General features: G+C 51.0%; 26 protein-coding genes. 15 read left to right on the top strand and 11 right to left on the bottom strand.

Going from position 1 to position 23,885, the window contains the following annotated elements; translation table 11 throughout:
• Nucleotides 1-80: 80 nt before the first annotated feature.
• The 3 genes from ybeD to lipA all read left to right on the top strand — a co-directional run bounded on the left by ybeD (nucleotide 81) and on the right by lipA (nucleotide 2,269).
• Nucleotides 81-344, top strand: a complete 264-nt coding sequence (gene ybeD / locus On2M_RS10860; protein ID WP_003022706.1) for a DUF493 family protein YbeD — start codon at nucleotides 81-83, stop codon at nucleotides 342-344.
• 112 nt (nucleotides 345-456) lie between these two features.
• Nucleotides 457-1,098: a lipoyl(octanoyl) transferase LipB gene (gene lipB / locus On2M_RS10855; protein WP_151218753.1), complete on the top strand. Its 642-nt coding sequence runs from the start codon at nucleotides 457-459 to the stop codon at nucleotides 1,096-1,098.
• A gap of 205 nt (nucleotides 1,099-1,303) precedes the next feature.
• Nucleotides 1,304-2,269, top strand: a complete 966-nt coding sequence (lipA, locus tag On2M_RS10850; protein ID WP_151218752.1) for a lipoyl synthase — start codon at nucleotides 1,304-1,306, stop codon at nucleotides 2,267-2,269.
• A 97-nt stretch (nucleotides 2,270-2,366) separates the two neighbouring features.
• On the opposite strand, the gene tatE is transcribed toward lipA, so the two are convergent.
• Nucleotides 2,367-2,570 carry a twin-arginine translocase subunit TatE gene (tatE, locus tag On2M_RS10845; protein WP_016152230.1) on the bottom strand — a complete coding sequence of 68 codons (204 nt, stop codon included), beginning with the start codon at nucleotides 2,568-2,570 and terminating at the stop codon, nucleotides 2,367-2,369.
• Nucleotides 2,571-2,698: 128 nt separating this feature from the next.
• The gene (locus tag On2M_RS10840; RefSeq protein WP_151218751.1) at nucleotides 2,699-3,487 is read right to left on the bottom strand and encodes a deaminated glutathione amidase; all 789 of its coding nucleotides are present in this window, start codon (nucleotides 3,485-3,487) and stop codon (nucleotides 2,699-2,701) included.
• A gap of 90 nt (nucleotides 3,488-3,577) precedes the next feature.
• Between On2M_RS10840 and crcB the strand changes: the two genes are divergently transcribed.
• Nucleotides 3,578-3,961 (top strand): fluoride efflux transporter CrcB, encoded by a 384-nt coding sequence (gene crcB, locus On2M_RS10835; RefSeq protein WP_151224920.1) that lies wholly within the window; start codon nucleotides 3,578-3,580, stop codon nucleotides 3,959-3,961.
• A 51-nt stretch (nucleotides 3,962-4,012) separates the two neighbouring features.
• Here crcB and cspE read toward each other — a convergent pair whose 3' ends face one another.
• Both cspE and pagP read right to left on the bottom strand, forming a co-directional pair.
• A complete protein-coding gene (gene cspE, locus On2M_RS10830; protein ID WP_000034825.1) occupies nucleotides 4,013-4,222 on the bottom strand; it encodes a transcription antiterminator/RNA stability regulator CspE in 210 nt (69 codons plus the stop codon).
• A 189-nt stretch (nucleotides 4,223-4,411) separates the two neighbouring features.
• Nucleotides 4,412-4,975 (bottom strand): lipid IV(A) palmitoyltransferase PagP, encoded by a 564-nt coding sequence (pagP, locus tag On2M_RS10825; RefSeq protein ID WP_151218749.1) that lies wholly within the window; start codon nucleotides 4,973-4,975, stop codon nucleotides 4,412-4,414.
• Nucleotides 4,976-5,437: 462 nt separating this feature from the next.
• On the opposite strand from pagP, the gene dcuC reads away from it, so the two are divergent.
• On the top strand, nucleotides 5,438-6,820 hold the full coding sequence (dcuC, locus tag On2M_RS10820; RefSeq protein ID WP_151218748.1) for an anaerobic C4-dicarboxylate transporter DcuC: 1,383 nt from the start codon (nucleotides 5,438-5,440) through the stop codon (nucleotides 6,818-6,820).
• Between the two features lie 149 nt (nucleotides 6,821-6,969).
• Here dcuC and dpiA read toward each other — a convergent pair whose 3' ends face one another.
• Nucleotides 6,970-7,650 (bottom strand): two-component response regulator DpiA, encoded by a 681-nt coding sequence (gene dpiA / locus On2M_RS10815; RefSeq protein WP_151218747.1) that lies wholly within the window; start codon nucleotides 7,648-7,650, stop codon nucleotides 6,970-6,972.
• Complete coding sequence (gene dpiB, locus On2M_RS10810; RefSeq protein WP_187252822.1) at nucleotides 7,619-9,280, bottom strand: sensor histidine kinase DpiB; 1,662 nt, start codon at nucleotides 9,278-9,280, stop codon at nucleotides 7,619-7,621. Before dpiB ends, dpiA begins: the two co-directional genes overlap by 32 nt.
• A 392-nt stretch (nucleotides 9,281-9,672) precedes the next feature.
• Here dpiB and citC point away from each other — a divergent pair, with 392 nt between their 5' ends.
• From citC to rna, 8 genes are all read left to right on the top strand, one after another.
• Nucleotides 9,673-10,749, top strand: a complete 1,077-nt coding sequence (gene citC / locus On2M_RS10805) for a [citrate (pro-3S)-lyase] ligase (protein ID WP_187252823.1) — start codon at nucleotides 9,673-9,675, stop codon at nucleotides 10,747-10,749.
• Nucleotides 10,746-11,042: a citrate lyase acyl carrier protein gene (gene citD, locus On2M_RS10800; RefSeq protein WP_151218745.1), complete on the top strand. Its 297-nt coding sequence runs from the start codon at nucleotides 10,746-10,748 to the stop codon at nucleotides 11,040-11,042. Before citC ends, citD begins: the two co-directional genes overlap by 4 nt.
• Nucleotides 11,039-11,947, top strand: a complete 909-nt coding sequence (locus tag On2M_RS10795; RefSeq protein WP_151218744.1) for an aldolase/citrate lyase family protein — start codon at nucleotides 11,039-11,041, stop codon at nucleotides 11,945-11,947. The genes citD and On2M_RS10795 overlap by 4 nt, the downstream gene beginning before the upstream one ends.
• A 9-nt stretch (nucleotides 11,948-11,956) precedes the next feature.
• Complete coding sequence (gene citF / locus On2M_RS10790; RefSeq protein WP_187259426.1) at nucleotides 11,957-13,489, top strand: citrate lyase subunit alpha; 1,533 nt, start codon at nucleotides 11,957-11,959, stop codon at nucleotides 13,487-13,489.
• Between the two features lie 3 nt (nucleotides 13,490-13,492).
• Nucleotides 13,493-14,047: a citrate lyase holo-[acyl-carrier protein] synthase gene (gene citX, locus On2M_RS10785; RefSeq protein ID WP_151218743.1), complete on the top strand. Its 555-nt coding sequence runs from the start codon at nucleotides 13,493-13,495 to the stop codon at nucleotides 14,045-14,047.
• Nucleotides 14,016-14,921: a triphosphoribosyl-dephospho-CoA synthase CitG gene (gene citG / locus On2M_RS10780; RefSeq protein ID WP_151218742.1), complete on the top strand. Its 906-nt coding sequence runs from the start codon at nucleotides 14,016-14,018 to the stop codon at nucleotides 14,919-14,921. Before citX ends, citG begins: the two co-directional genes overlap by 32 nt.
• A 25-nt stretch (nucleotides 14,922-14,946) precedes the next feature.
• Nucleotides 14,947-16,410: a citrate/succinate antiporter CitT gene (gene citT / locus On2M_RS10775; protein WP_151218741.1), complete on the top strand. Its 1,464-nt coding sequence runs from the start codon at nucleotides 14,947-14,949 to the stop codon at nucleotides 16,408-16,410.
• Nucleotides 16,411-16,520: 110 nt separating this feature from the next.
• Entirely contained in the window at nucleotides 16,521-17,327 is an 807-nt protein-coding gene (gene rna, locus On2M_RS10770) for a ribonuclease I (protein WP_151218740.1), read from the top strand.
• A 64-nt stretch (nucleotides 17,328-17,391) separates the two neighbouring features.
• On the opposite strand, the gene On2M_RS10765 is transcribed toward rna, so the two are convergent.
• The gene (locus tag On2M_RS10765; protein ID WP_151218739.1) at nucleotides 17,392-18,222 is read right to left on the bottom strand and encodes an alpha/beta hydrolase; all 831 of its coding nucleotides are present in this window, start codon (nucleotides 18,220-18,222) and stop codon (nucleotides 17,392-17,394) included.
• 275 nt (nucleotides 18,223-18,497) lie between these two features.
• On the opposite strand from On2M_RS10765, the gene rnk reads away from it, so the two are divergent.
• Both rnk and uspG read left to right on the top strand, forming a co-directional pair.
• Complete coding sequence (rnk, locus tag On2M_RS10760; protein ID WP_005120853.1) at nucleotides 18,498-18,908, top strand: nucleoside diphosphate kinase regulator; 411 nt, start codon at nucleotides 18,498-18,500, stop codon at nucleotides 18,906-18,908.
• 180 nt (nucleotides 18,909-19,088) lie between these two features.
• On the top strand, nucleotides 19,089-19,517 hold the full coding sequence (gene uspG / locus On2M_RS10755) for a universal stress protein UspG (RefSeq protein WP_151218738.1): 429 nt from the start codon (nucleotides 19,089-19,091) through the stop codon (nucleotides 19,515-19,517).
• A gap of 83 nt (nucleotides 19,518-19,600) precedes the next feature.
• Here uspG and On2M_RS10750 read toward each other — a convergent pair whose 3' ends face one another.
• From On2M_RS10750 to On2M_RS10735, 4 genes are read right to left on the bottom strand one after another with little or no spacing between them, the layout of a single operon-like run.
• The gene (locus On2M_RS10750) at nucleotides 19,601-20,368 is read right to left on the bottom strand and encodes a DmsC/YnfH family molybdoenzyme membrane anchor subunit (protein WP_210904815.1); all 768 of its coding nucleotides are present in this window, start codon (nucleotides 20,366-20,368) and stop codon (nucleotides 19,601-19,603) included.
• Nucleotides 20,368-20,925 carry a 4Fe-4S dicluster domain-containing protein gene (locus On2M_RS10745; RefSeq protein ID WP_047412739.1) on the bottom strand — a complete coding sequence of 186 codons (558 nt, stop codon included), beginning with the start codon at nucleotides 20,923-20,925 and terminating at the stop codon, nucleotides 20,368-20,370. The genes On2M_RS10750 and On2M_RS10745 overlap by 1 nt, the downstream gene beginning before the upstream one ends.
• The gene (locus On2M_RS10740; protein WP_151218737.1) at nucleotides 20,922-23,192 is read right to left on the bottom strand and encodes a molybdopterin-dependent oxidoreductase; all 2,271 of its coding nucleotides are present in this window, start codon (nucleotides 23,190-23,192) and stop codon (nucleotides 20,922-20,924) included. Before On2M_RS10740 ends, On2M_RS10745 begins: the two co-directional genes overlap by 4 nt.
• On the bottom strand, nucleotides 23,189-23,743 hold the full coding sequence (locus On2M_RS10735; protein ID WP_151224915.1) for a molecular chaperone TorD family protein: 555 nt from the start codon (nucleotides 23,741-23,743) through the stop codon (nucleotides 23,189-23,191). The genes On2M_RS10740 and On2M_RS10735 overlap by 4 nt, the downstream gene beginning before the upstream one ends.
• Nucleotides 23,744-23,885: the final 142 nt, after the last annotated feature.

Genomic DNA, 23,885 nt, shown 5'->3' with positions numbered 1-23,885 from the left:
ACGTCCCCATATACTAGGTATCCAGATAACTCCCACACGCCGTGGGAGTTATTATTTATTGATGTAACGCCGGAGCTGACATGAAAACCAAACTTAACGAACTGCTTGAATTCCCTACTCCATTTACTTACAAAGTAATGGGGCAGGCGTTGCCTGAGCTGGTTGATCAGGTGGTTGAAGTGGTACAGCGCCATGCGCCAGGTGATTACTCTCCGACGGTAAAACCGAGCAGCAAAGGCAATTACCACTCGGTCTCAATCACTATTACCGCTACGCACATTGAGCAGGTTGAAACGCTGTACGAAGAGTTAGGTAATATCGATATCGTACGCATGGTGCTGTAAAAACCTGTCGGTTACCCGCGCATCCCCGCCCGGGTAACCCCTCCCTCCCTGTGATATACTTTCCCCTCTTTAACATTCTCTACTCTATGTGAGTATCTACGGAGATGCCGTTTTGTATCAGGATAAAATTCTTGTCCGCCAGCTCGGTCTGCAATCCTACGAGCCAGTCTCTCTGGCCATGCACGAATTCACCGATACCCGCGATGAAAACAGCCATGACGAAATCTGGCTGGTAGAGCATTATCCTGTCTTTACCCAGGGCCAGGCAGGTAAAGCAGAACACGTATTGATGCCAGGAGATATTCCGGTGATCCAGAGCGATCGTGGTGGTCAGGTGACCTACCACGGGCCAGGCCAGCAGGTCATGTATGTGCTGTTGAACCTGAAACGTCGTAAACTTGGCGTTCGCGAACTGGTAACGCTGCTGGAGCAAACCGTTGTGAATACGCTTGCGGAAATCGGTATTGATGCCCACCCGCGAGCCGATGCGCCTGGCGTATACGTCGGGGAGAAGAAGATCTGCTCTTTGGGATTACGTATTCGTAGAGGATGTTCGTTTCACGGCTTAGCGCTCAACGTAGATATGGATTTGTCGCCTTTCTTGCGTATCAATCCTTGTGGTTACGCCGGGATGGAGATGGCGAAAGTATCGCAGTGGGATAGCGCAGCCACGACCGAGAGCGTTCGCCCCCTACTGCTGGCCAACATCTTAGCGCTGTTGGGTAACCCACCGCACGAGTACGTTGCAGACTAAAATTCGGTCATACTTTGCCACGGCAAATGTTGTGGCAAATGGCACAAAACAACAACTATTTTACATTTTGCCAGCCTGTCAGGCTGCTTTCTGGCCCGTTTCAATGATATACTGCGTATCACTAATTCAAAAATAGTTGATAAATGCAACATTCCCTTGAATTGAAACGCTTTCCTTCGTAATTCGCAACTGGAACACGCAAGCTATGAGTAAACCCATTGTGATGGAACGCGGTGTTAAATACCGCGATGCCGATAAGATGGCTCTTATCCCGGTAAAAAATGTGGCAACAGAGCGTGAAGCCCTGCTGCGTAAACCGGAATGGATGAAAATAAAACTGCCAGCGGACTCCACCCGCATCCAGGGCATCAAAGCAGCAATGCGCAAAAATGGCCTGCACTCTGTCTGCGAAGAAGCGTCCTGCCCTAACCTGGCGGAATGTTTCAATCACGGAACCGCAACCTTTATGATCCTCGGCGCAATCTGTACCCGCCGTTGCCCATTCTGTGACGTTGCCCATGGCCGCCCGGTTGCCCCTGATGCCAACGAGCCGTTAAAACTGGCTCAGACGATTGCTGACATGGCGCTGCGCTATGTGGTCATTACCTCCGTTGACCGTGACGATCTACGTGACGGCGGTGCTCAACACTTTGCTGACTGCATCACTGCTATTCGTGAGAAGAGCCCGTCAATTAAAATCGAAACGCTGGTGCCTGACTTCCGTGGTCGTATGGATCGTGCGTTGGATATCCTCACAGCCACACCGCCGGACGTGTTTAACCACAACCTCGAAAACGTACCGCGTATTTATCGCAATGTACGTCCTGGCGCAGATTACAACTGGTCGCTGAAGCTTCTGGAACGTTTCAAAGAAGCACACCCTGAGATTCCGACGAAATCAGGTCTGATGGTGGGTCTGGGTGAAACCAATGCTGAAATCATTGAGGTTATGCGTGACCTGCGTAATCATGGCGTGACCATGCTGACGCTGGGGCAATATTTACAGCCAAGCCGTCACCACCTGCCGGTTCAACGCTATGTAAGCCCGGATGAGTTTGATGAGATGAAAGCAGAGGCCATGGCCATGGGCTTTACCCATGCAGCTTGCGGCCCATTCGTTCGCTCTTCATACCATGCTGACATGCAGGCCAAAGGGCTGGAAGTGAAGTAATCGTGTAATACTCACTTACATATCACCAATAAAAAACCGGCAAATTGCCGGTTTTTTTTCATGCAGAGTATGCAGTATGAGCATCATGCTCCTGACATTACTCTTTATGAGAAAGCTTCTCAGCCTGAACGCTACCATCAGCCTCTTTCTTGGCATCAGCATTATCATCGTTCATAGCTTTCTTGAAGCCCTTGATTGCCGTCCCCAGGTCTCCACCCAGCGTACGTAACTTCTTGGTACCAAACAGCAGAACAACCAGTGCGGCAACCACCAGCAGTTTGGTAATACTAATCTCACCCATAGATACCTTCTTGACTTAAACCAGGCTGCATAAAGCGCCATATTAACCTGAGAATATTAACGGCCTTTCGACGCGCGCACACAATAGCAATCTGTAACAAGGTGAATCAAGCCTTGTTTAAAAAAACGTCATAATAATTGCGGTGGCGCAAAACGCCGGTTACTTAACACCGGAAGTTGTGCCCTGACTTGTCTCACCCGCTCGGCAGAAACCTCGGCGATAATGAGTGCGGGCGTTTCTGCCGCGGCGGCAATGGTTACACCAAAGGGATCGATAACCCGGCTTTGACCAATATTCTTGTTACCACACTCTCCAGCCGCAATCAGGTAGCAAGTCGCATCTAACGCTCTTGCCGCCAAAAGCGTAGCCCAGTGATGCTCTTTAAGCGCTCCTCGCACCCAGGCCGCGGGCAAAACGAGGATCTCTGCCCCCTGCAATGCGTGCGCCAAGGCCAGCTCAGGGAAGCGCAGGTCATAACAGGTCATTAACCCTACCTTTAATCCGCCAACGTCCAGCAGCGGCGCGATGGTGTCCCCAGCATCCACATTACGTGACTCCTGAATCGAAAAGGCATCGTAGAGATGTAATTTCGCGTAATGGGCCACGACCCGGCCTGCACGTAGCGCCACCAGCATGTTAAATGCCCGCCCTGGAACAGAGGGGACATGAATGGTCAGGATTGTCGTCATCTCATTTTGCGCGCTTTCACGCAATAAACGCGTCATAAACCCACCTTCCAACAACTGGGCTGATTTCACGGACAGATCAGGGTCAGAATCGTCGCGTGCCAGCAAAGCCTCCGGTAATACCAGCAGCGACGCCCCCTCACCTGACGCCTGAGACATCAGTAAGGCACAGGTTTCTGCATTCTTTTTCCATGAAGGTCCTACGGCAAATTGCCCTGCTGCAACAAACATATTCCCTCCAGAAATCTTTGTTAAGCTCGCCAACAATGATTATTCAGCGTTAAACTCACTCTCTATACAATCAAATAGCAGGATTACGTAGTGTTACAACTCCTTTTAGCGGTTTTTATCGGCGGTGGTACAGGTAGCGTAGCAAGATGGATGTTGAGTATGCGGTTTAACCCGCTGCATCAGGCTATTCCGTTCGGTACGCTTGCGGCAAACTTACTTGGGGCGTTTATCATTGGGATGGGTCTGGCATGGTTTAATCGCATGACCAACATTGACCCTATGTGGAAAGTGTTGATCACCACAGGCTTTTGCGGTGGGTTAACAACGTTCTCCACCTTTTCAGCCGAAGTGGTGTTTTTACTTCAGGAAGGACGCTTAGGTTGGGCTATGGTGAATGTACTGGTTAATCTGTTGGGATCATTTGCGATGACCGCCCTGGCATTCTGGCTGGTTTCCGCCTCACCCGCACATTAGAGCGAAAAAAACCCGCAATTAAGCGGGTTTTGAATGCTTGCTGTCGTATGCTTACAGAGCGATTACGTTTGCAGCAGAAGGGCCTTTGGCACCGTTAGTGATTTCGAACTCTACACGCTGACCTTCAGCCAGAGTTTTAAAACCATTGGTCTGGATTGCAGAGAAGTGTACGAACACATCTTTGCTGCCATCTTCCGGAGTAATGAAACCGAATCCTTTGGACTCATTAAACCACTTAACGTTACCTTTAATCTTAGACATCAAAATTACCTTTACATGAAAAATAGACACAAATGCTGTGTCGGGTATCAGTACAACAATTGTGATGCACTTTGTCCAGTCGAACTTTATCAAAAAGTGATAAATGTCGCGTTATTTTTCAGTTAAACCTCTTATATATCTGTTTTTAAAAAGTTTTTTAATAAACCACCTGACAAAACAGGTAGTCTATCAAAACTGAAAACGCATCCAGGCAAAGTAGACGTTGCCGTTGTTATACGTTCCTGGAATGTAGGTCATCTGAAACGTTGCCGGACCATAGCCAATTGATGCCAGCGGTAACAGCACCGGGATCGGAATGTAGTTCCAGTTATCGCGCGCAGTGAAACCGGCGGTAAAACCGAGGCCCGCATGAAAATTTTCATCAGCCAGTGGTCGCCAGGTTTTTTCCCAGCCATAACCGCCAATGGGTTCCCATTTATTGTAGGAATCCTTAAAGGCCATTATATAAAGTCCGTGCCAGTTACCTTTATCATCCCAACGGGATTGACCAAATCCAGCCCCCCAGGGACGTTCATTGTAGCGATCCGTTTTTTCTTTATCGTAGGCAAAACGCGCATGCCAGGTAATAGCAGGTACATACAGATCATAATGTTCTGGTTGCTGCCAGGTTTCACTGACATTATCTTTAAAAGTAGCAAACCAGCCTTTATCATCAGCTGCTCCCTGTGGAATGAAAGCTAACTGAATAAAAAGAAATGAAAAAATGAGAAAATATCGTTTAGCAACAATCACAACTTAATTACCATCCTGGGATTTATTACTAATTTTAGCAAACCCAACCTTAATGTTAGCTTAACAAAAACGCACAAATAAAAAATCAGAATAATCCTCAGCCTATAATTTTTAAGATAATTATCCCTTTATATATTGAGCCATCTCAGAGGAACTATTTTCTCTTTATTGCCAATAAATTGCTCTTCCCTCCGGAAAAAGTTAAATAAAATCACAATAAATTAACAAATTGGAATCAATATAGCTACAAAACACTCACATCAGTGCTGCGCATCACAGTTTTTTATTGTGAGATTCTTTTGTTTGCCGCGATGCTGAAAAAACGACTTAGCTATCGCTTTAATCCGTATTTTTATTGATTTCAATCAGCAAGAGTTATCAGTTTATTAGGCACATTCTGTCACCACTTTTTACTTTTTTTAGTTTTTTTACTTTCCGGGCAGCAATGCGACAGGGGAAACAATGTTGACAATTATTGAACTCCTTATTGGGGTTGTGGTTATTGTGGGTGTGGCGCGCTACATCATTAAAGGTTATTCAGCCACAGGCGTACTGTTTGTTGGTGGTCTGGTTTTGCTGATTATCAGTGCGCTGATGGGGCATAAAGTTTTGCCGTCCAGCGCGGCAACGACGGGCTATACCGCAACAGATATTGTTGAATATATTAAAATTTTGCTGATGAGCCGTGGTGGCGATCTCGGCATGATGATTATGATGCTGTGTGGTTTTGCTGCCTATATGACGCATATTGGTGCAAACGATATGGTAGTTAAGCTTGCCTCTAAGCCGCTGCAGTACATCAATTCACCTTATCTGCTTATGATTGCCGCCTATTTTGTCGCCTGTCTGATGTCCCTGGCCGTCTCGTCAGCTACCGGCCTGGGCGTATTGCTGATGGCAACGCTGTTCCCGGTCATGGTTAACGTTGGAATCAGCCGTGGCGCTGCAGCGGCTATTTGTGCCTCTCCTGCTGCTATTATTCTTTCGCCGACATCCGGTGATGTGGTGCTAGCGGCAAAAGCCGCAGAAATGCCGCTCATCGATTTCGCGTTTAAAACCACTTTGCCGATTTCCATTGCCGCCATCATTGCTATGGCGATTGCCCACTTTTTCTGGCAGCGCTACCTGGATAAAAAAGAGCACATTTCTCACGAAATGTTAGACGTGGCAGAAATCACCACTACCGCTCCGTCGTTTTATGCCATCCTGCCGTTTACACCGATCGTTGGCGTGCTGATTTTTGATGGTAAATGGGGTCCACAACTGCACATCATCACAATTCTGGTGCTGTGCATGCTCATCGCTGCTGTTCTGGAATTTGTGCGCGGATTCAACACCCAGAAGGTGTTTTCAGGTCTGGAAGTCGCTTACCGGGGCATGGCGGACGCCTTTGCTAACGTAGTGATGCTGCTCGTCGCGGCGGGTGTATTTGCCCAGGGCTTGAGCACTATCGGCTTTATTCAGAGCCTGATTTCTATCGCCACCTCGTTTGGCTCAGCGAGTATTATTCTGATGCTGGTGCTGGTTATCCTGACCATGCTGGCGGCAATGACCACAGGTTCCGGTAACGCACCGTTCTATGCCTTCGTTGAGATGATCCCTAAACTGGCTCACTCTTCTGGCATTAACCCAGCATATCTTGCTATCCCGATGTTGCAGGCATCAAATCTTGGACGCACCATCTCCCCGGTCTCCGGCGTGGTTGTCGCTGTCGCAGGTATGGCAAAAATATCTCCGTTCGAAGTAGTTAAACGTACCTCGGTTCCGGTTCTGGTTGGACTGCTGGTGGTGATTATCGCCACTGAAGTGATGGTACCCGCTACGTCTGCTCTGATTGGCGGTTGACGATAACTTTCATTATCTGACCGTGATACACAAAATCATTTAAGCTGCATTGAGGCGGCAAGTGAAGACATCCCCAGGAGCATAGATAACTATGTGACTGGGGTTTCTTCACGCCGCCAACAAAGTGGCAGCTTAAAGGATGACGTGTATTAACCGCCGTGATAAATACGCTGCGGTCTGCCTACTTTACCGTGAATAATTTCCGCAATAATCAAATGACGGCTGGCACAGTACTCGAGGTAGCGCCTGGAGGTGGTACGGCTGATGGTGAGAGCCTGAGCGATCGTTTCCGCTGTGTGCTGTACCGTCGGATCGGCAAATAACTTCAACACCGCATTCAGGGTTAACGCATCAATCCCGGTCGGCAAATCACCTTTCGGCTCGCCACGGGCATAGGCATTAAACATTTCGTCAATCTGTTTTTGACTGGCGCTGTCATTACCGGCCAGCATGCGTCTGCGCTGTTGATAGCGCGTCAGCGTCTGCCCCAGGCGCTCGTAGGCTATGGGTTTGACCAGGTAATCAAACGCGCCGCTGCGCACAGCCTCGGAGACCGTTTCCATATCGCTGGCAGCCGTGGTAAACACGATGCCGCCCGGATAGCGCGCCTGAGTCAGCTCATGCAACAACGTAATTCCCTTGCCGTCCGGCAAGTAGTTATCGAGCAGTATCAGACCGGGTTTAAAACGCTCAATCATCATCCTTGCCTGTGCAAGATTACCCGCCAGCCATATCTGGCTAAATCCGGGTATATGGCGGATATATTCAGCATGCATTTCCGCCAGTAGCGTTTCATCCTCAACGATCAACAGCGTTAATGGTTCCGTCATTATTTTTTTTCACTTTCGGAAGAAATAAAGAAAATAAGGTACCGCAAGGGGAGTTATCTTCGAGCGTAATCACCCCATCACAGCGCCTCACATAACTTGCAATCAGATACAAACCGATGCCATGTTCACCGGGTTCATCGGTACGGGTGCTCACACCCTGCTCAAATATTTTTTCACGTAGCGCGTCCGGCACACCGCATCCCTGATCGGCAACTTCGATGACGACGTCATCCCCTTCATCACTCAAATAGAGTTCGACGACCTTGTTGCCTTGCTGGGTGCGCAAACTCGCTTCAAATGCATTATCAAGCAGATTGCCAACAATTGCTGCAAACTCTGTGCTATCCAGCCCCTCGGGGAGTTGATGCAACTGGCTGCCAGGAACGATGATCATAGTAAGGCCCAGCTCCCGCGCGCGCTGCACCTTGCCAAATAAGAGACCAGCGACCTGGCGATCGGCAAACGCACCGCGCAGGCTGTCAATCAGCTGCTGCTGCGCCTGGGATTCCCCCTGCACCATTGCCAGAACCCGATCATATTCTTTCATTTGCAGCAGGCCATTAATGGTCGACATCCAGTTCAGATGCTCATGGCGCAGCGTTCTCAGGCTTTCTACATACTGTTTGATTTGCGTTAATTGCGCATTAAGGGTAGCAATTTCATCTTTACTACGAAAACTGATGATGGCGCCGAGCAGCTCATCGCCGGAGCGAATCGCCTCCCGGTTGGCGATAACGCTCAGGCCATTAAAGTTCACCATTGCGTCCTGACGTTTTTCCGCAATCTGCTGGGTAAAAAAGTCTGCAGGTTTAACCACCTCGCTAACCGGTTTTCCCAGCCACTTTCGCCCAGGTGAAGACAACCCCAGCATCTTCCTCGCGCTGCGGTTTATTGCGGTGATATATCCATCAGGATCCACGGCAATCAACCCTTCATACACCGAGCTGAAGAGCGCTTCCTGTTGGCGCACCACCCGCGCGATTTGTTTGGGCTCCATCCCCAACATCTGCCGCCGAATATGGGCGGCAAAGAACCAGGAGAGCAGCATCAGTACCAGCAACAACAGAATAAACACCCCTGCCATGGGGAGTAAAAAGTCCGAACGCCAGCTGTCGATTTTACTGATTAGATAGCCAATGGAGACCACACCAATGATTTTACCATCGTTGTCAAAGATCGGGGTTTTGGCGCGCATCGCCATCCCGATCGACCCTTTGCCGGTAATAAAATAACTCTCCCCTTTTTCCAGCGCACCAGGCTTGGTGAACTGCATCGGGTAGCCAATTTTTTCCGGATTCGGATGATAAAGCCGGATAGAGTGGGTATCCCCGATAACCACATAGTCAAAGTCAGTCCCGCTCTGCAGTTTGTCGGCAATGGTCGCCAGACGCTTGTAATCGCGATGTTTCACCGCAGTGATGATACTGTCGTTAGAGGCGATGATTTTGGCCTGGTTCATCGCCATATCTCGGACATGCGTTGCCAGATAATCCTCAAAGCTGGCGGTAAAGTATTGCGCTAGCGCGGCGATAATAAAAACGGAAACGACCAAAATAAGCAGAAAGATACGCAATGGAAATGCCAGGCGACGAAAAAAAGGAAACCTTGTTTTATTTTTCTGTTCTGTCATCACCCCTTCCCTCACCGACATTAACCAAAACTTATTTATCATTGTAGTTGTAATTAAAATGTTCTATTTACACGTTACGGTATAAAGCAAGATCGTTGCAGATTCCCCACCTTAAATCAATTAAACAAATAAAAACCACCGGTTATTTGGGGGTTAAATTAATTAAAAAACTTAAAACCATAAAACACATTAAAACCTTCTAACTTATTGTGAAATAAATCAAAAATTACCTCCAAAATACCCCTTACGATGTATGCATCAGGGAAAAAAAGAAATACTCGGTAATAAAAAACCATTCCCTTCAATTGCGAACAAAACGTTATCAAGTTGCTAAGCGGAGCAACAAAAACAGAAACCCAGTAACAAAATATAGCATCGGGACTCTTTTCACTATGTTCGGTAATAATATATTCACGCAAGTTAAACGCTCAGAAAATAAAAAGATGGCGGCTATCGCGCAATTTCTGAAAGAAAATGATTTGAGCGTTGATACCACCGTCGAAGTATTTATCACCGTCACCCGTGATGACCGCCTGATCGCCTGTGGCGGTATTGCTGGCAATATCATTAAGTGTGTCGCCATCTGCGAATCCGTACGCGGCGAAGGCTTAGCGCTGACACTGGCGACCGAGTTAATCAACCTCGCCTATGAGCGCCACTGTACGCACCTCTTCATCTATACCAAAACCGAGTACGAATCGCTGTTTAAACAGTGTGGCTTTTCTACGCTGACCAGCGTTCCCGGCATTATGGTGCTGATGGAAAACAGCACCACGCGTCTGAAGCGTTACGCTGAATCTCTGGCAAAACTGCGTCGTGAAGGGAAAAAAATTGGTTGTATCGTCATGAACGCCAACCCCTTCACCAACGGACACCGTTTTCTGATCCAACAGGCAGCCGCACAATGTGACTGGCTGCATCTGTTTTTGGTCAAAGAGGATACCTCGCGTTTTCCGTATGAAGACCGACTGGATCTGGTGCTTAAAGGAACAAAAGACATTCCACGTTTAACCGTGCATCGCGGTTCGGAATATATCATTTCCCGCGCCACATTCCCGTGCTACTTCATCAAAGAGCAGAGCGTTATTAACCACTGCTACACCGAAATTGACCTGAAAATCTTCCGCCAATATCTGGCCCCGGCTCTCGGCGTTACGCACCGCTTCGTCGGTACCGAGCCGTATTGCACCGTCACCTCCCAGTACAACAACGATATGCGTTACTGGCTGGAGACCCCAACGCTTCCCGCCCCACCAATTGAACTGGTGGAAATTGAGCGGCTGTGTTTCCAGGAGATGCCGATTTCCGCCTCCTGGGTGCGCAAGCTGCTGGTTAAAAAAGATCTCACGGCTATCGCATCCCTGGTCCCTGACGCCACGCTGCACTACTTGCAAAGCATGGTTGAACGAGCCTCATCGGGTGCGGCAGTCCGCCAAAATACCCCCGCATTAGCAACAGGTGAAAAATGAAAATAAACCAGGCAGCCGTCGCAGGCACACTTGAGTCCGGTGATGTGATGATTCGCATCGCCCCACTCGATTCGCAGGATATTGACCTGCAGGTTAACAGTAGCGTCGAAAAACAGTTCGGTGATGCCATCCGGACCACCATTCTGGACGTTCTGTCCCGCTACAACGTACGCGGCGTGCAATTAAATGTTGATGATAAAGGCGCACTGGACTGCATTTTACGTGCGCGACTGGAAGCACTACTGGCCCGCGCTGGTGGTATTTCGGCACTGCCATGGGAGGATTGCCAGTGATTTCCGCATCTTTACAACAACGTAAAACCCGTACCCGCCGCAGCATGCTGTTCGTACCTGGTGCCAATGCCGCCATGGTCAGCAACTCGTTCATCTACCCGGCAGATGCGTTGATGTTCGACCTCGAAGACTCCGTCGCGCTGCGCGAGAAAGATACTGCCCGCCGTATGGTGTATCACGCCCTGCAGCATCCGCTGTATCACGACGTTGAAACTATCGTGCGTGTAAACGCCCTCGACTCCGAATGGGGCATTAACGATCTCGAAGCCGTGGTACGCGGTGGTGCAGACATCGTGCGTTTACCGAAAACTGATACCGCGCAGGATGTCATCGACATCGAAAGCGAAATTCTGCGTATCGAGAAAGCCTGTGGCCGTGAGCCCGGCAGCACCGGTCTGTTAGCCGCTATCGAATCGCCGTTAGGCATTACCCGCGCGGTAGAAATTGCCCACGCTTCCGAGCGTCTGATCGGCATTGCTCTGGGTGCGGAAGATTATGTGCGTAACCTGCGTACTGAGCGCTCGCCGGAGGGTACTGAACTGCTGTTTGCCCGCTGTTCTATTTTGCAGGCGGCACGCTCTGCCGGTATTCAGGCGTTCGACACCGTGTATTCCGATGCCAACAACGAAGCAGGTTTCCTGCACGAAGCTGCACACATCAAGCAGTTGGGTTTTGACGGTAAATCGCTGATCAACCCGCGCCAGATCGAACTCCTGCACAACCTGTACGCCCCAACGCGCAAAGAGCTGGCTCATGCGCGCCTGGTCGTGGAGGCCGCTGAAGCCGCCGCTCGCGAGGGTCGTGGCGTAGTTTCCCTCAACGGCAAAATGGTCGACAGCCCGGTTATCGAGCGCGCCCTTCTGGTTATCTCCCGTGCAGAACTTTCAGGCATTCGCGAAGAATAAGGCAAAAAAATGACGCAGAAAATCGAACAGTCTCAACGCCAGGATCGCGTGGCGACCTGGAGCCGTCATGCAGAAAGTGAGCTTTCCGCTTATCAGAGCACCGCAAAAGTAGAATTACAGGCGCAAAAACCGCGCGACAAAAAGCTGTGCGCTAACCTGGAAGACGCCATTCGTCGTTCGGGTTTACAGGATGGCATGACCATCTCTTTCCACCACGCTTTCCGCGGTGGCGATCTGACGATTAACCTGGTGATGGACGCCATCGCCAGGATGGGTTTCAAAAACCTGACGCTGGCCTCCAGCTCTCTGAGCGATTGCCATGCTCCACTGGTTGAGCACATCCGTCAGGGTGTAGTCAGCCGTATTTATACCTCCGGGTTGCGTGGCCCGCTGGCGGAAGAGATCTCCCGTGGCCTGCTGGCAGAACCAGTCCAGATCCACTCCCACGGTGGCCGTGTACACCTGGTACAAAGCGGCGAACTCAGCATTGATGTCGCCTTCCTCGGCGTACCGTCCTGCGATCAGTTTGGTAACGCCAACGGTTATACCGGTAAAGCATGCTGCGGCTCACTGGGCTATGCCCGCGTTGATGCCGAAAACGCAAAACAGGTTGTCCTGCTGACAGAACAGCTACTGACCTACCCACATAACCCGGCGAGCATTACGCAGGATCAGGTGGATCTGATCGTCCAGATCGATCAGGTTGGCGATGCAGACAAAATCGGTGCTGATGCGACCCGCATGACCACCAACCCACGTGAACTGTTAATCGCCCGTAGCGCAGCAGACGTCATTGTTAACTCCGGCTACTTCAATGAAGGCTTCTCACTGCAGACAGGAACCGGCGGCGCCTCTTTGGCCGTGACGCGTTTCCTGGAAGACAAAATGCGCAGCCGCGATATCCGTGCTGACTTCGCGCTGGGCGGCATCACCGCCACCATCGTGGATCTGCACGAAAAAGGTCTGATCCGCAAACTGCTGGACGTGCAGAGCTTCGACCGTAACGCGGCTGAGTCGCTGGCCCGCAACCCAAACCACATTGAAATCAGTGCCAACCAGTATGCCAACTGGGGCTCGAAAGGCGCATCTGTCGATCGTCTGGACGTCGTGGTACTGAGTGCGCTGGAAGTTGACACCAGCTTCAACGTTAACGTCCTGACCGGCTCTGACGGCGTACTGCGCGGCGCATCCGGTGGTCACTGCGATACCGCAGTTGCCGCTGCGCTCTCCATCATTGTTGCTCCACTGGTTCGCGGACGCATTCCGACGCTGGTTGATAACGTCCTGACCTGCGTAACGCCGGGCTCCAGCGTCGATATCCTGGTCACTGACCACGGTATCGCCGTCAACCCTGCGCGTCCTGAACTGGCAGAACGTCTGAAAGAAGCTGGTATGAAAGTGGTATCCATTGAATGGCTGCGCGAACGAGCTCAGCAACTTACTGGTCAACCACGCGCTATCGAATTCACCGATCGTGTGATTGCCGTTGTGCGTTATCGCGATGGCTCGGTGATTGACGTTGTGCATCAGGTGAAGGAATAAGCCATGCACCTGCTCCCTGAATTCGCCACCCAACACGCGGTTTCGATTCCCGAGCTGCTCGCCAGCCGCGATGAGAGACAAGCAAGGCAACATGCCTGGCTGACGCGCCACCACGCGCCACTGGTCTCATTCACTGTGGTTGCACCGGGTCCGATTAAAGACAGCGCATTAACCCGTCGCATCTTTAATCACGGCGTAACCGCCCTGCTCGCACTGGCAGAAAAATCTGCCTGGATTATCAGGGAGCAAACAGCGCTGGTTTCGGCCAGCGGTCCGGAAGGTCTTTTGTCTATTGAGGCTCCGGCCCATGACCTCAAGCTCGCCACCATTGAGCTTGAGCATTCTCACCCGCTGGGACGGTTGTGGGACATCGATGTCCTGACCCCAGAAGGGGAAATTCTGTCCCGGCGTCATTTCGCACTCCCTGCCCGTCGCTGTCTGCTGTGCGGGCAAAGTGCTGCCGACTGTGCGCGGGGTAAAACTCACGCGCTTTCCGATTTACTGACTCAAATGGAGGCACTGCTGCATGATGCCGATTCCCGCAACATCACCCCATAACGCAGTCCTTCCTCTGGATCTCCCGGATGCCTACGCAACGCTTGCGTGGCGCGCCATGTTGACTGAAGTCAACCTGTCGCCCAAACCGGGTCTGGTGGATCGTTTTAACAACGGCGCACATAAAGATATGGCGCTGGAAGATTTCCATCGCAGCGCTGAGGCGATTCAGGCCTGGCTGCCGCGTTTTATTGAATACGGGGCGTTTAGCGCGCAATTGTCGCCTGAAGATGTGCTGCAAGGGCTGCGGCCGCTGGGCATGGCCTGCGAAGCCGACATGTTTCGCGCCACCGCCGGGGTGAACACCCATAAAGGGAGCATCTTTTCACTGGGACTACTGTGTGCCGCCATTGGCCGCCTGCTCCAGCTAGGCCTGACCGTCACCCCTGAAATCCTTTGCTCTACGGCAGCCGCATTTTGCCGTGGCCTGACCGAGCGCGAACTGCGCCAGAATAATCAACAACTCACGGCTGGCCAACGTCTTTATCAGCAACTGGGATTAACCGGCGCACGAGGTGAAGCCGAAGCGGGTTACCCGTTAGTCATCCAGCATGCTCTGCCGCACTACCGTGCCCTGCTGGCACAGGGGCGCGATCCTGAACTGGCGTTACTCGATACGTTACTGCTGCTGATGTCCATCAATGGCGATACCAACGTGGCCTCTCGCGGTGGCGCTGAAGGTCTGCGCTGGCTACAACAACAGGCCGCCACACTATTGCAGCAAGGGGGAATTCGCACCCCTGCCGATCTCGAATACCTGCGCCAGTTCGACCAACAGTGCATTGAACGCAATCTCAGCCCTGGAGGCTGTGCCGATCTGCTGATCATCACCTGGTTCTTAGCTCAGATTTCACAAGTTCATCATTATCACAATTAAAGATCCTTTCCGGAGAATCACACACATGTCTTTAGCAAAAGATAAAATATGGAAGTTGCTGGCCCCACTGATCGTCATGGGCGTCATGTTTCTTATCCCCGTCCCTGATGGAATGCCCCCGCAGGCCTGGCACTACTTTGCCGTGTTCGTGGCAATGATTGTCGGGATGATCCTTGAGCCAATCCCGGCAACAGCGATTAGCTTTATCGCCGTAACGATCTGCGTCATCGGCAGCAACTATCTGCTGTTTGATGCTTCAGAGCTGGCTGACCCGGCGTTTAAAGCGGGTAAGCAAGCGCTGAAATGGGGTCTGGCAGGCTTCTCCAGCACGACCGTGTGGCTGGTGTTTGGCGCGTTTATTTTCGCGCTGGGCTATGAAGTCACCGGTCTGGGTCGCCGTATCGCGTTGTTTATGGTGAAATTCATGGGGAAACGTACCCTGACGCTGGGCTATGCGATTGTTATTATCGACATTTTGCTGGCGCCGTTTACACCATCTAACACCGCGCGTACCGGTGGGACCGTATTCCCGGTTATCAAAAACCTGCCTCCGCTGTTTAAATCATTCCCAAACGATCCTTCCGCGCGCCGTATCGGCGGATATCTGATGTGGATGATGGTTATCAGTACCAGCCTGAGCTCCTCTATGTTCGTAACCGGCGCTGCGCCTAACGTGCTGGGTCTGGAATTCGTCAACAAAATTGCCGGTATTCAAATCAGCTGGTTGCAGTGGTTCCTCAGCTTCCTGCCGGTTGGTATTATTTTGCTGATCGTTGCTCCGTGGCTGTCCTATGTTCTGTACAAGCCAGAAGTTACGCACAGTGCTGAAGTTGCCGCATGGGCTGGTGATGAACTGAAAACCATGGGTAAATTGACCCGTAAAGAGCTGACTCTGATCGGTCTGGTTATACTGAGCCTGGGTCTGTGGGTTTTCGGTGGTAAGCTGATTGACGCAACCGCAGTGGGCCTGCTGGCAGTCTCCCTGATGCTGGCGCTGCACGTGGTACCGTGGAAAGACATTACCCGCTATAACAGCGCATGGAACACCCTGGTCAACCTTGCCACACTGGTCGTTATGGCGAATGGATTAACCCGTTCAGGCTTTATCGACTGGTTCGCCAACACCATGAGTACGCACCTGGAAGGCTTCTCGCCTAACGCGACCGTAATCGTGCTGGTGCTGGTGTTCTACTTTGCTCACTACCTGTTTGCCAGTCTTTCTGCACACACCGCCACCATGCTGCCGGTTATTCTGGCGGTTGGTAAAGGTATCCCGGGCGTTCCGATGGAACACCTGTGTATCTTGCTGGTGCTGTCCATCGGTATCATGGGCTGTCTGACTCCGTATGCAACAGGCCCTGGCGTAATCATCTACGGCTGTGGTTATGTGAAATCCAAAGACTACTGGCGTCTGGGTGCTATCTTCGGCGTTATCTACATCTCTATGCTTCTGCTGGTCGGCTGGCCGATTCTGGCAATGTGGAGCTAACCATTTCGGTTCACGCCTGATGAAAATGATGCCAGTCAGCTGAACCTGACTGGCATTTTTTATGATTAAATAGATGATATTCAGAATTTATATAAGTATTCGACATCATCATGAGATCAACATGGCGTTATTCTTCGTTGCTGGCAGCACTTCTGCTGCCAATTTCTGCGGCTAAGGCCGATGAACTTCAGGCAAAACAGTACGCTGATTTTGACAGCTACGTGCTGGCCCTCTCCTGGCAAACCGGATTTTGTCAGAGCCAGCATGAGCGTAATCGTCAGGAACCTGACGAATGTCGCCTGCAAAAAGAGAGCGCGAACAAAGCGGATTTCCTGACCGTTCACGGTTTATGGCCCAGCCTGCCAAAATCTATCGCCGCCCGTGGAGTCGACAACCGCCGCTGGATGCGTTTTGGCTGCGCGACGCGACCAATTCCCAACCTACCTGAAGCGCGCGCCAGCCGTAAATGCGCGGCACCTGAAACGGGACTTTCTCTGGAAAGCGCGGCAAAGCTCAGCGCCGTAATGCCCGGCGCCGGTGGGAGATCCTGTCTGGAGCGTTACGAGTATGCCAAACATGGCGCCTGTTTCGGTTTTGACCCCGACGCGTACTTCGGCACGATGGTACGGCTGAATAATGAGGTTAAAAACAGCGAAGCTGGCAAGTTCCTGGCAGACAACTACGGTAAAACCGTCAGCCGTAGCGCATTTGACGCCGCCGTCGCCAAAAGCTGGGGTAAAGAGAACGTTAAAGCCGTGAAGTTAAGCTGCCACGGTAATCCGGCTTATCTCACGGAGATCCAGTTATCTCTGAAAGCCGACACCATCAACCAGACGTTATCCGCACAGTCATTCTTACCGCAACCGCATCCGGGTAACTGTGGTAAACAGTTTATTATCGACAAAGTGGGATACTAAACAGCCTGATCGAACACTACGCTGCTCCCTCGTCGGGCGGAACAGCGTAGTACGTCCCCAAAGATTAAGACTGAATAAAGTTGAGCAGATCGCCGTTGATCTGATGTTTATGGGTGGTGCAAATGCCATGCGATCCACCAACATACACCTTCAGTTGCGAGTCCGGTAATATTTCCGCCGCGACCTTCCCGCAGGTTTCAAACGGGACAATCTGATCGTCATCACCGTGGATCACCAGCGTCGGGATAGTCATCTTTTTGAGATCCTCACGCAGGTCAGTTTCTGAAAACGCATGGATACAGTCGTACAACGCTTTGATGGAGCCTTGTAAGCCCTGTGCAACAAAGCTTTCGCGTACGGCTTTCGACTCATTTACGCCCGGTCGGTTGTAGCCATAGAATGCTGCGGTCAGTTCATAGAAAAAGGCAGCGCGATCGTTTATCACCCCTTCACGGATACCCTCAAACACCTCTTTCGGCACGCCGTTTGGATTAAAATCGGTCTTGATCATAATGGGCGTCACCGCGCCGATTAATACCGCTTTTGCTACCCGTTGCGTTCCATGGCGACCAATGTACCGCGCCACTTCCCCACCGCCCGTAGAGTGTCCGACATGGACGGCATCTTTAAGATTGAGATACGCGGTAAGTTCAGCCAGATCGTCAGCATACTGATCCATATTGTGACCATCCCAGGGTTGGGCCGAGCGCCCATGCCCACGCCTGTCATGGGCGATCACACGAAATCCTTTCGACGCGAGGAACAACATCTGATCCTCAAACGCATCCGCCGTCAGCGGCCAACCATGACTAAAGACAATGGGCTGTCCACTTCCCCAGTCTTTAAAATGCAAATAGCTGCCGTCTTTCAAGGTTAGTTTGTCGTACTGGCTCATGAGATCTCCTGTCGCGGAACACTGAGTTGTTTGACGCGCCCGCAGCGAGCGCTTAAAAAGCATAATGCAAATTGGAGAACGATCACGTTTTTCGGCTAAAATCACACCATACGCGACAATATTGATGATTTGCCTGAATGTGAACTAAATCACTTCAAACCTGGGGTAAGTCTCAGTATCATCATAAAAGCTAAACCCTTGCCGCCTGACGGTGAGGGTTTTCTTTTGGGATTATTTACCTGCGCACCCGCAGTATCGACGACATGGAGTAATAAATGTCCAGACCAACTATCATCATTAACGACCTCGATGCGGAACGCATTGACCGCCTGTTGGAGCAACCTGCGTTTGCTGGTTTACCGATTGCCGACGCCCTGAACGCCGAGCTGGATCGTGCCCAAATGTGTTCTCCAGAAACCATGCCGCACGATGTTGTGACCATGAACAGCCGCGTGAAATTCCGCAATCTGAGTGATGGCGAAGTCCGCGTGCGTACCCTGGTGTATCCAGCTAATATGACTGACAGCAGCACACAGCTTTCGGTAATGGCGCCGGTTGGCGCTGCACTTTTGGGTCTGCGCGTTGGCGACACCATTCACTGGGAACTGCCAGGCGGGACATCAACACATCTCGAAGTCATTGAGCTTGAGTACCAACCTGAAGCTGCTGGCGATTACCTGCGCTAACTCTGTCTTATCAAAGCGACTCGCTTTATCTTACAGGGGATGCATCCGCATCCTCTTTCCGGTTTGCCCCAGTTCCTTGTTTTTCTTCCTGTTCGCAAAACATAAATCTGTGTCGTGACTGACAGAATCATTTTTAATACTATGCTGTTATGTGTTCATGTAATGACAAGGAGAATGTTTATGTACAACACAATCATAATGCCTGTTGATGTATTCGAGATGGAACTGAGCGATAAGGCTATTCGCCATGCAGAATTTCTGGCACAGGAAAAAGGCGTTATCCATCTGCTGCACGTGTTGCCAGGTTCGGCGAGCTTAAGTCTGCATCGCTTTGCCGCTGACGTTCGTCGTTTTGAAGAGCATCTGCAACACGAAGCGGAATCCCGTCTGCAAACGATGGTCGGTCATTTCAGTATCGATCCTTCTCGTATCAAACAACACGTCCGCTTTGGCAGCGTACGTGACGTGGTCAACGAGTTAGGTGAAGAGTTGAATGCGGATGTCGTTGTCATTGGGTCACGCAATCCATCAATCAGCACCCATCTGCTAGGCTCAAACGCGTCCAGCGTTGTTCGCCACGCAACACTGCCGGTGCTGGTTGTCCGCTAACAGCCGCTGATTTACTATCTTTGCGATAGATAGAAAACCCCTGCCAGGTTAACCGCCTGACAGGGGTTTTTATTCGCTCACAATCAATACAAGTGACCGATATTCACAATGGTACTGACCGTATCGCCAAAGAACGTCAGACGACTCAGAAACAGACCAACAAACAGCAGAACAAAAAGCGCTTTTGCACGACGCTCTCCCTGGCGGCTGAGTACAAAGGCCACCGCCAGACAAACCAAACTTGCCAGATAAAGCGGCGACGTCAGCCAGGCATGCGCCGTCATCTGCATGATAGTACCGCCGCTTAACCAGATAATCGGCGCGGCAATCATGACCGCCAGACAAGCGACAATCCCCTGACGTAATGCGGCAATGGCAGGCGTGAGATTAAGCAACGGAATCGCGGCACACCCCATCACCCACACTGTGATGAAGAACAGCAGCATCGTCAGACCATTGGCGATCGCCGCCATAGCTGGGGCTGCATAAGTCATCCCCTGTACCGCCACCAGCGCGATCCCGAGAATGGATGCCAGTAAAGCTGGGGCTTTGTGCCCTTTCGCCAAAAACGTCACGCCCACCGCCGCGCCGTATAAGGTTGCGCCAAGAATTTCACGGCTCAGCCAGGCGTGCTGCAGGTTAATCAGGGCGTTGTAGGCGCGATCCGGATGCGCAAGGTGCAATACTGCCGCCACGGACGCAGCAGCCAGAACCAGCCCGCTTATCAGCCAATACAGGCGCTTGCTCTCCAGTTTTCCCTGCAAGGCACGCAGCGTCAGAATGAGTGTGATCCCAACCGACATCTGGCTCAATACGGTAAAAATAACCAGCGGAAGTTCATACTTTTCCATTACTTGCCCTCCGGCTGCTTCGGTTGGCGCGCAAGGATAAATCGCGTGCCCGGATTCAGCTGCGGCATACGCGGGAATCCCGGCGGATACTGTACGGCATTATTGGGGATCGGGTCGGCATCCAGGTCGATAAGCGTCAGCGCACCGACCGGACAGGCATTCACGCACGCCGGCTGCATACCAACATCAAGTCGCTCGTAGCACATGCTGCATTTTTCCGCTTTCTTCGTCTCCTCATTAAAGCGCGGCGCACCGTATGGGCAGTTGCGGATACAGTTTTTGCATCCGATACAGCGCTCCGGGTTATGCACCACTACACCATCTTCACGTTTGGTATACGCCTCTACCGGACACGCCGCCAGACAGGCTGGGTTTTCGCAGTGATTACAGGCCAGCGAATAAAATGCTCGCTCTTCATGCGGATAAATTTCTTTATCCAATGGATAGACATAGCGCCAGAAGCGTTCAGGCTCCAACTGGTTAAAACTCTTACACGCCATCGCACAGCCACGGCAGCCGATGCACTTATCGCTATTGACTAAAAACGCGCGTCTCATGCCGCTGCTCCTTTACTTACCAAAATGATGTCCGCAAACTGACTGTGGATCGCCGCACCCGGTGCGCCGGTTTTCATCAACCCCATATCGGCTGGGGTATCAGCTACCACGTTTTGTACGTTGTATTTGCGTTTCGGGAACCACGCCTCATACATCACCAGGAAATCTTCCGGTACGTTAGCGGTGACCTTCGCACGCAGTTCCACTTCTCCGGCGGTGTTAAACACTTTTACCAGGTCGTTTTCAGTAATTCCTCTTTTCGCTGCAGAAAGCGGATGCATATAAACAAACGGCTCCGGATAGAAAACCTGCATCCAGTCAAGGTTGATAAACTGAGAATGGATACCGAACTGCACATGCGGCGTAAACAGGTGGAATGGCAAGGTGCTTTTGGCTTCCGGTTTGTACTCCGGCAGCGCAGTATGACCATTTTTCTCGCATAGCTCAGATTTGAACTCAAACTTGCCGGAGGGCGTTTTGAACTTGCGGTCATACCAGGCCGCAGAGCTTGGTAGAATGGCTTTTTTCGGGCCGTCCAGCAGATCGTCCCAGGAAGAGATACCAAACATTTTGCCCATCCCGTCATTGAATTCCTGATCCAACCAACGTTTATGATCGAACTCCTGCGGGAACGTACAGGAACCCGGCTCCAGTTTGTTGATCGTGCGGGAAAGTAAAACGGCAATTTCCAGGTCGCATTTCGCCTCATACATCGGCTTAATGGCTGGCTGGTTGATAGAGAGCCAGTAGTGCCAGTAAGAGGCGTCTACGTTCCACTCTTCAAATGCGGTAGTCACCGGCAAAACGATATCGGCATGCCCAACGGTTTCGTTAAAGAACTGATCGGCGCACACCACCATTTCCAGTTTTTCGAACGCTTTTTCCATCTTGCTACGATCAAAATCCTGAGCAAACGGGTTCTTACAAGCGACCCAAAGCATGCGCACAGGGGGATCGTTGGCATCAAGCAACCCTTGTGCCGTCTGGTTGATATTAAGCGAACGATCGGAATATTGCGCAACTGCGCCCGCGGCGCCAAATTCGCTGGTTGCCCCAGCAGCACCGGGCATACCAACAGAACCTACCGGCGGTTTCTGCAGCATGGCATTGTAGTTAAAGCCCCAGGTATGCAGGTGACCATAACGCGCCCCGCCGCCTTCAACCCCAATATTGCCGGTCATTGCCACAAAGGCATCAATCGCACGGACGTTTGCGCCGCCGTTGACATGGCGCTGCATACCGTAGCCAATCCACACGGTGGCAGGATTAACTGCGGTAAATTCTTCCGCCAATTGACGAACAACATCAGCGGAAAAACCACAGATTTCAGCGGCCCACTCAACGGTCACATTGTTGCGCAGATAGGCTTCGAATTCCGGATAACCGTGGGAATAGTTATTGACGAAATCCTGATCCACCAGACCTTTATCCACCAGATGGCGCGCCATTCCCAACGCCAGAGCGCCATCTGAGCCTGGACGTACACGCAAGTAGAGATCGGCTTTCGCGGCAGTCTGGGTTAACAGCGGATCGATAACGACCACTTTTGCGCCTTTTTCCCGCGCCTGATAGACATATTTCATGGTGTGCATTGAACACCAGGCCGGGTTAGCCCCCCAGATGATGATGTATTTGGCTTTCACCATATCTTCCGGGTCGTTACACCACATGTCGCCCATGTCATAGTTCTGCGCGTCAATACCGGCCGGCCAGCACGGCGTTCCGGCAAAACGGGTGGTGTAGCCCAGCGAAGACATCATGCCTTCAACGGCATAGTTCAGCACACCGAATTTGCCGGAGTACTTAGTCAGCGCCAGACCCAGCATTGAGCCGTCTTTCTTTTTGATCTCCAGCATCTTGGTCGCAATACGCTGCATTGCGTCTTCCCATGAGATGCGACGCCAGTTCCCGCTACCGCGAACATCCTGAACCATCGGATATTTAATACGATCCGGACTATAGACGCGACGGGGATAAGTCAGGCCTTTTACACAAGGAGTACCGTGTGTAAATGTTGACTCCGGTGCCCCTTCGACAAAGGTGATGACACCGTCTTTCACCCAGGTTTTCAGGCTACAGGTGTCATAGCAGTTACGCGGACAAGCGTTGCGATAAATTTTGTAGGTTTTGGGGTTAAACGGGATTGGCGGTTGCGCCAATGCGCAGCGTGAAGTCAGCAATCCCCCTGGCAGGGCTGCGACCGTGCCAAGGGCAATCAACCCTTTCAAAAATGAACGTCTGTTCAGAACTCCCGGTTCATTACTCATATTGATACTCTCGTTTTTAATTCATCAAGCCAAGAAGACAATCTTCCCGCTACGTTTTTCAACGTGACGGTTTGTGCATTTATATTTATTTTTTCTATATACTTGGGCACCCACACCGCGACATACTCAGATGCATATCGAGTAAGGGTCACCTGGTATTCAGATGATGCTCTGGCATTAGCTGATAATAAAACCGCCAATTCCAATACACAGGAAATATGATCATCCGGAATATTATTCCTGTCATTTATAGATAAGCCCATATTTGCCATGAATTCCCGAATGCTTCGGGTTGATTTGCCCATTACGAGGGCATCTTCTTCAAGATAAACCGAGGCAAACGGCGCGGCCTTTAGTTTCTGCGGTCCGACAAACAGTGCATTGAAGTCGTACTCCACTTCCAGCCACTCCTGCTCTGTTAGCGACTCGGCATTTCTATCCAGGGCAGAATAAGCCTCTTTCAGCGCGTTACTGTCATAAGAGATAAAAAAGTCACGCAAAAATAACCCTGTCGATTCAAAGTTCGTCAGGGTTTTATATATTTCACCCATGAATTAACCAACCATTTATTCATAAAATAAATAAGAACATAATGTGGGTTAATATAATAAATGAAACGCTAACGCTTTCTTTGACTAAAAAAATGATCAGGCTAACTTAAGTAATGTTTTATGCGTTTTATTGTTTCAGGAA

The sequence above is a fragment of the Citrobacter sp. On2M genome (assembly GCF_018035235.1).
Taxonomy (GTDB): Bacteria; Pseudomonadota; Gammaproteobacteria; order Enterobacterales; family Enterobacteriaceae; genus Citrobacter; species Citrobacter meridianamericanus.
The sequence above is the reverse complement of the archived record's forward strand: the minus strand, read 5'-3'. Positions and strand labels throughout refer to the sequence as shown.

Bases quoted from the DNA above. Each gene is read 5' to 3' on its own strand.
- citF (WP_187259426.1), top strand. From the start codon at position 11,957: ATGACGCAGAAAATCGAACAGTCTCAACGCCAGGATCGCGTGGCGACC.
- On2M_RS10765 (WP_151218739.1), bottom strand. From the start codon at position 18,222: ATGAGCCAGTACGACAAACTAACCTTGAAAGACGGCAGCTATTTGCAT.
- On2M_RS10735 (WP_151224915.1), bottom strand. From the start codon at position 23,743: ATGGGTGAAATATATAAAACCCTGACGAACTTTGAATCGACAGGGTTA.
- citC (WP_187252823.1), top strand. From the start codon at position 9,673: ATGTTCGGTAATAATATATTCACGCAAGTTAAACGCTCAGAAAATAAA.
- dpiB (WP_187252822.1), bottom strand. From the start codon at position 9,280: ATGACAGAACAGAAAAATAAAACAAGGTTTCCTTTTTTTCGTCGCCTG.
- dcuC (WP_151218748.1), top strand. From the start codon at position 5,438: ATGTTGACAATTATTGAACTCCTTATTGGGGTTGTGGTTATTGTGGGT.
- rna (WP_151218740.1), top strand. From the start codon at position 16,521: ATGAGATCAACATGGCGTTATTCTTCGTTGCTGGCAGCACTTCTGCTG.
- dpiA (WP_151218747.1), bottom strand. From the start codon at position 7,650: ATGACGGAACCATTAACGCTGTTGATCGTTGAGGATGAAACGCTACTG.
- On2M_RS10740 (WP_151218737.1), bottom strand. From the start codon at position 23,192: ATGAGTAATGAACCGGGAGTTCTGAACAGACGTTCATTTTTGAAAGGG.
- ybeD (WP_003022706.1), top strand. From the start codon at position 81: ATGAAAACCAAACTTAACGAACTGCTTGAATTCCCTACTCCATTTACT.
- citD (WP_151218745.1), top strand. From the start codon at position 10,746: ATGAAAATAAACCAGGCAGCCGTCGCAGGCACACTTGAGTCCGGTGAT.
- citG (WP_151218742.1), top strand. From the start codon at position 14,016: ATGATGCCGATTCCCGCAACATCACCCCATAACGCAGTCCTTCCTCTG.
- On2M_RS10840 (WP_151218751.1), bottom strand. From the start codon at position 3,487: ATGTTTGTTGCAGCAGGGCAATTTGCCGTAGGACCTTCATGGAAAAAG.
- citT (WP_151218741.1), top strand. From the start codon at position 14,947: ATGTCTTTAGCAAAAGATAAAATATGGAAGTTGCTGGCCCCACTGATC.
- rnk (WP_005120853.1), top strand. From the start codon at position 18,498: ATGTCCAGACCAACTATCATCATTAACGACCTCGATGCGGAACGCATT.
- lipA (WP_151218752.1), top strand. From the start codon at position 1,304: ATGAGTAAACCCATTGTGATGGAACGCGGTGTTAAATACCGCGATGCC.
- citX (WP_151218743.1), top strand. From the start codon at position 13,493: ATGCACCTGCTCCCTGAATTCGCCACCCAACACGCGGTTTCGATTCCC.
- uspG (WP_151218738.1), top strand. From the start codon at position 19,089: ATGTACAACACAATCATAATGCCTGTTGATGTATTCGAGATGGAACTG.
- On2M_RS10750 (WP_210904815.1), bottom strand. From the start codon at position 20,368: ATGGAAAAGTATGAACTTCCGCTGGTTATTTTTACCGTATTGAGCCAG.
- On2M_RS10745 (WP_047412739.1), bottom strand. From the start codon at position 20,925: ATGAGACGCGCGTTTTTAGTCAATAGCGATAAGTGCATCGGCTGCCGT.
- tatE (WP_016152230.1), bottom strand. From the start codon at position 2,570: ATGGGTGAGATTAGTATTACCAAACTGCTGGTGGTTGCCGCACTGGTT.
- cspE (WP_000034825.1), bottom strand. From the start codon at position 4,222: ATGTCTAAGATTAAAGGTAACGTTAAGTGGTTTAATGAGTCCAAAGGA.